A 4711-nucleotide genomic window follows, 5' to 3' on the forward strand; every position below is an offset into this window, starting at 1 on the left:
CCGCTGCCCGGCGGCGCGGGCGCCGGCTCAGCCGAGCCGGCGCCGCACCGCGCGCGCGAGACCGCTCACACCGTGCTGGGCGAGGACCCGCCGCGCCGCGATCGCCTTGAGGCGCAGCGGGTGGTGGTGCACCACGACGTCACCCCGCGGCGGGTAGGGGTCGACCCACACGCCCGCGCCCGGCTCCCACGGCTCGTGGTCGAGGACGGGCTCCCACGTGCTCGTGCGCCCGCCCGGGGTGCGGAGGTTGTGCTCGAGCGCGTCCCGCAGGACCTGGCGGTACACGCGCCCCTGCAGCGACGGCGCCCAGCGCAGCAACGCCGAGCGGCGGGCACGCGCGCCCATCCGCTCCCGGTACGCGTCGTCGGTCAGCAACGCCTCGAGGCCCTTCTCCCACTCGTCGACGTCGCCGGCCAGGACGCCGGTGACGCCGTCCTCGACGGCCTCCCGGAACGGCTCCGTGGGCGAGGCCACGGTCGGGGTGGCCACGAGCGCGGCCTCGAGCCACTTGATCGCCGACTTCGCCTCGTTGAACACGCTGCCCGGGACGAGCGGCGCCAGGTTGACGTCGAGCTGGCGCAGCCGCGCCGGGAGCTCGGTCCACGGCAGCATCGGGAAGCGACGCACGCGGGCGCCGAGCCCCTCGAGCGCGCTGCCGGTGTTGAGGTGCCCGCCGAGCCAGAGCTCGACGTCGGGGTGCCGCTGCAGGACGCGGGCGACGGCCGGCTCGATCAGCGCCCAGTCCGCGTCGTGCGTCGTCGTGCCGCTGAAGTACCCGATGCGCAGCGGACCCGGCGTCCGCGGCGCCGCGAGCGCGCGCTCGGAGACCCGGCCGAGCGCCGCGCCGACGCCGTTCGCGAACCGGTAGGTCGGCAGCCCGGTGAGCGCGCCGACGCGGGCGCAGAGCTCGTTGGTGCTGCCGATGTAGCCGTCGCACAGCTCGAGCGTCGTGCGGTACCGCGCGACGCCGCGCCACCACAGGTCCTGCTCGGCGTCCGACAGGACGTCCAGCCCGTGGACCTGGCCACGCAGGCCGGGGTCGACGATGAGGTCGTCGATGTCGAACAGCACCGGCACCGCACGCTCGCGCGCGCGTACCCGCTCCACGAAGGACACGACCTCGTGCGTCGCCGGCACGCGGTAGAGCACGACGGCGTCGACCTCGTCGGCGAGCGCGAGGACGCGGGGGTCGCGGTAGTGGTGCACGAGCGCCTCGACGCCGAGCGAGGCGAGCGCCTCCGCCGGCAGCTGCGCGCGGTAGCGCAGCGGGGCGCCGCCGATGCCCACGACGAACAGGACGCGCCGCAGGAGGTCGTCCTCGACGACCGCCAGCTCCCGCTGCGACGTCCGCAGCCGCGCCGCGTCGTCGTCCCGGCCGAGCAGCTCCGCGTACAGGGCCTCCGTGCCCGCGACCTGGTCCTCGACCGTGCGCGCCCGGAACTCCACGGCCTGCGCGCGCATGCCGGCGAGCAGCGCGGGGTCGTCGACGAGGCGCGTCATGGCCGCCGCGAGCGCGTGCGGGTCGCCGGCGGTCACGACGAGGCCGTTGACGCCCTCCGTGACCGCCTCCTCGGGCCCGAGCGAGTCGGAGCAGACGACCGCGAGCCCCGCGGCCAGCGCCTCGCGCGTGAGGATCGAGTGCGACTCGCGCATGACGGACGGCAGGACCAGGACGTCGTGCTCGGCCAGCACGGCGCCGAGCTGCTCGGGGGCGTACGCCGGCCGCGGGTGCGCGTGCGGGTGGTCGACGCGGCGGTCCACGTTGTACAGGTCGAGGGACCAGGGTCCGGCCGGCCGGACCTCGGGGAGCGCCTCCAGCAGGACCGGCAGCCCCTTCATGGGGTCCTCGCCGCCGGCGAACAGGAAGCGGACCGTCCCGTCGGCGGGGGCGTCGGGCCGCTCGACGGCGTCGGGGCCGGAGCGGGCGTCCGGGACGCCGTTCTCGTCGACCCGCAGGCGTGCCGGGTCCACGCCGTTCGCCGCCATGACGGCGGCGGCCGAGGCGGACGGCGCCAGCACCAGGTCGGCCGACGCCAGCGCCTCGGCGAGCCGCCGGTTGCGCTGCAGCAGCCAGCCGTGGTCCACCTGGCAGGGGCAGGAGCCGCAGTCGACGACGAGCGGGCACGGCCGCATGTCCGGCGCGACCAGGAACTGGCGGGCGCACGTCCACCAGAAGTCGTGCATCGTCACGACGACCGCGGCACCCGCGGCACGCGCAGCGGGCACCAGGGCGCCGCCGAGGGTCTGGAGCGAGTGCAGGTGGACGACGTCGGGTCGCTCCTCGCGGACCCAGGCCGCGAAGTCCGCCGCGACGTCGGGGTTGTCGAAGTTCCGCTCGTCCGACCACGCCGTCCACGGGGTCGTCGACACCCACCGCACGCGGACGCCCGCGGGGTCCGTCTCCTCCCACGTCGTCAGCGGCTCGACCTCGGGGTCGAGGTGCCCGGCGTACACCGCCACGTCGTGCCCCCGCTCCGCCAGCCCGCGGGCGAGCCGCTGCGGGACGAGCGTCCCCCCGCTGGTGAAGTTGGGCGGGTAGTGCGCAGACACCAGGACCACTCGCATCCGGTCATGCTAGGTCAGCCGAAGGTGTCATCCGACGAGGTGGGGCGCGTGGAGTAGCCTCCACGCATGCACAGCGAGGAGGTCGGGGCGCACGTCGAGGTGCGCGCCGCCTGGCACGAGATGCTCCGTGACAACGACGAGGCGCTGCGCCGCACGCACGGCCCGCGCGCCACCCTGGAGGCCCTCGCGGCCCTGGAGGACCGCCTGGCCGCCGCGACGGCGGCACGGCACGTGCTCACCGAGGCGGTGCTGGTCCGGGACGCGATCCTGCGCGAGCAGCTCGCGCGCACCGGCGAGCTCGCGGCCCAGCTCGACCAGGCACGCGCCGAGATCGCCCTGCTGCGCCGGCCGCTCGCCGACAGGGCGCGCTCGCGCGCACGTCGCGTCGTCGGCGACCTGCTCCAGCGATGAGCGCGCCGCTGCTGCTGTCCCTGCTCGTCGACGCCGGTGCGGACGGCGACGCGCTGGCGCGCACCGTCGCGTCGGTGCGCCGGCAGGACGACGACGGCTGGGAGGTCGTGGTCGCGGGTACCGGCACGGGCGCGGGCACGGGCGTCGGCACGGACGAGCGCGTCCGCACGGTGCCGGCCGGCGACGCGCCGCCGCTGGAGGCGGCCCGCCGCGCCGCCGCGGGGCAGTTCGTGGCCGTCGTCGGCGCGGGCGACGAGCTCGAGCCCGGCGTGCTCGCCGCGGTCCGCACCCTCCTCGGGGAGCGTCCCGCCACCGACCTCGTCTACACCGACGAGCAGTGGCCGTCGCCGGACGGGTCGGGCGTGCGGATGAAGCCCGACCTGCTCCCCCGGCTCCTCGAGGCCCTCCCGTACGTCGGGCGGCTCGCGTTCCACCGCGCCGAGCTGCTGGACCGGGCGGGCGGGTTCGCGGGTCCCGGCGATGCGCAGCAGGACGTGCAGGAGCACGACGCCGTGCTGCGTGTGACCGAGCTCACGACCGCGGTCGTCCACGTGCCGGCCGTCGGGCTGACGCGGTCGGACGCGCCCCACCCGGACGCCGCCGGCCTGCGGGCCGCGGTCGAGGGCCGGCTGCGCCGGACCGGCCGCCGTGGCCGCGTCGAGGACGCGCCCGCGGGCGGTACGCGCACGTGGCTCGAGGTGACCGAGCCGCCGCTGGTGTCGATCGTGGTGCCCACCGCCGGCGGGCGCCGGCGGCTCGGCGACGAGGACGTGCTGCTCGTCGAGCGCTGCCTGCGCTCGGTGCGCGACCGCACGACCTACGACCGCTGGGAGGTCGTGCTGGTGACCAGCGCGCGCACCCCGGACGCGGTGCTCGACGGCCTGCGCGCCGACCTCGGGGACCGGCTCGTGCACGTCCCCGTCGCCGGCGACTTCAACTTCTCGACGTCCGTGAACCAGGGCGCCGGGGCCGCGCGCGGCGAGCTGATCCTGCTGCTCAACGACGACACCGAGGTCGTGGAGCCGCGGTGGCTCGAGCGCATGGTCTCCGTGGCCGTCGACCCGTCGGTCGGCGCCGTGGGCGCGAAGCTCCTGTTCGCCGAGGGCACGGTCCAGCACGTCGGGATCACGGTGGACGACTCGTTCTCCCCCATCCACGCCCTCGGGTCGGAGGAGGACGGTGAGGGCGCGCTCGGCGCGAAGGTGCTCGACACCGACTGGGACGCCGTCACGGGCGCCTGCCTGCTGACCCCGCGCGACGTGTTCGAGACGGTCGGCGGGTTCGACCCCGCCCTGCCGCTCAACTTCAACGACCTGGACTACTGCTACAAGGTCCGGCTGCTGGGGCGCGCCGTCGTGACGGCCCCGTTCGCCGTGCTGCACCACTACGAGTCCTCGAGCCGCGGCCACGCGCTCGAGGACTGGGAGATGCAGACGCTCGCGGCCCGCTGGTACCCGGCCATGCGCGCCGACCCGCACGTGGAGTACCGCACCACCTGGTGACAGGTGGCGCGGCGTCCGCTCGCGGGTGCGGCGGCGCCCGCCGGGTGGTGCGACGCCCGCGTCGGCCGATGCGCCGCCCGTGCCGGGTCAGCGCCGGGTCCGTGCCGGGTCAGCGCCGGCGGGCGAGCCGCCAGCGCACCTTCGCCACCACCGCGCCGACGCCGCCCGAGTGGTAGTGCTGCGCCGGCGCGACCGGCACCAGGTCGGTCGTCAGGTCGATGCCGTGCTCGAGC

The 4711-nt window shown here is 76.4% G+C and carries 3 protein-coding genes; 2 read left to right on the forward strand and 1 reads right to left on the reverse strand.

Annotated features, from left to right (window positions below):
* Positions 1–27: 27 nt before the first annotated feature.
* Entirely contained in the window at positions 28–2565 is a 2538-nt protein-coding gene (locus tag AB6N23_RS17275; RefSeq protein ID WP_412867207.1) for a glycosyltransferase, read from the reverse strand.
* 66 nt (positions 2566–2631) lie between these two features.
* On the opposite strand from AB6N23_RS17275, the gene AB6N23_RS17280 reads away from it, so the two are divergent.
* Together AB6N23_RS17280 and AB6N23_RS17285 are read left to right on the forward strand one after the other, a co-directional pair.
* Positions 2632–2976, forward strand: a complete 345-nt coding sequence (locus AB6N23_RS17280) for a hypothetical protein (protein WP_412867208.1) — start codon at positions 2632–2634, stop codon at positions 2974–2976.
* Positions 2973–4478: a glycosyltransferase family 2 protein gene (locus AB6N23_RS17285; RefSeq protein ID WP_412867209.1), complete on the forward strand. Its 1506-nt coding sequence runs from the start codon at positions 2973–2975 to the stop codon at positions 4476–4478. Before AB6N23_RS17280 ends, AB6N23_RS17285 begins: the two co-directional genes overlap by 4 nt.
* The last annotated feature ends 233 nt before the right edge of the window (positions 4479–4711 follow it).

This window comes from Cellulomonas pasadenensis, assembly GCF_047229365.1.
Lineage (GTDB): Bacteria > Actinomycetota > Actinomycetes > Actinomycetales > Cellulomonadaceae > Cellulomonas.

Coding starts and splice junctions, on each gene's coding strand:
- AB6N23_RS17280 (WP_412867208.1), top strand. CDS start 2,632: ATGCACAGCGAGGAGGTCGGGGCGCACGTCGAGGTGCGCGCCGCCTGG.
- AB6N23_RS17285 (WP_412867209.1), top strand. CDS start 2,973: ATGAGCGCGCCGCTGCTGCTGTCCCTGCTCGTCGACGCCGGTGCGGAC.
- AB6N23_RS17275 (WP_412867207.1), bottom strand. CDS start 2,565: ATGCGAGTGGTCCTGGTGTCTGCGCACTACCCGCCCAACTTCACCAGC.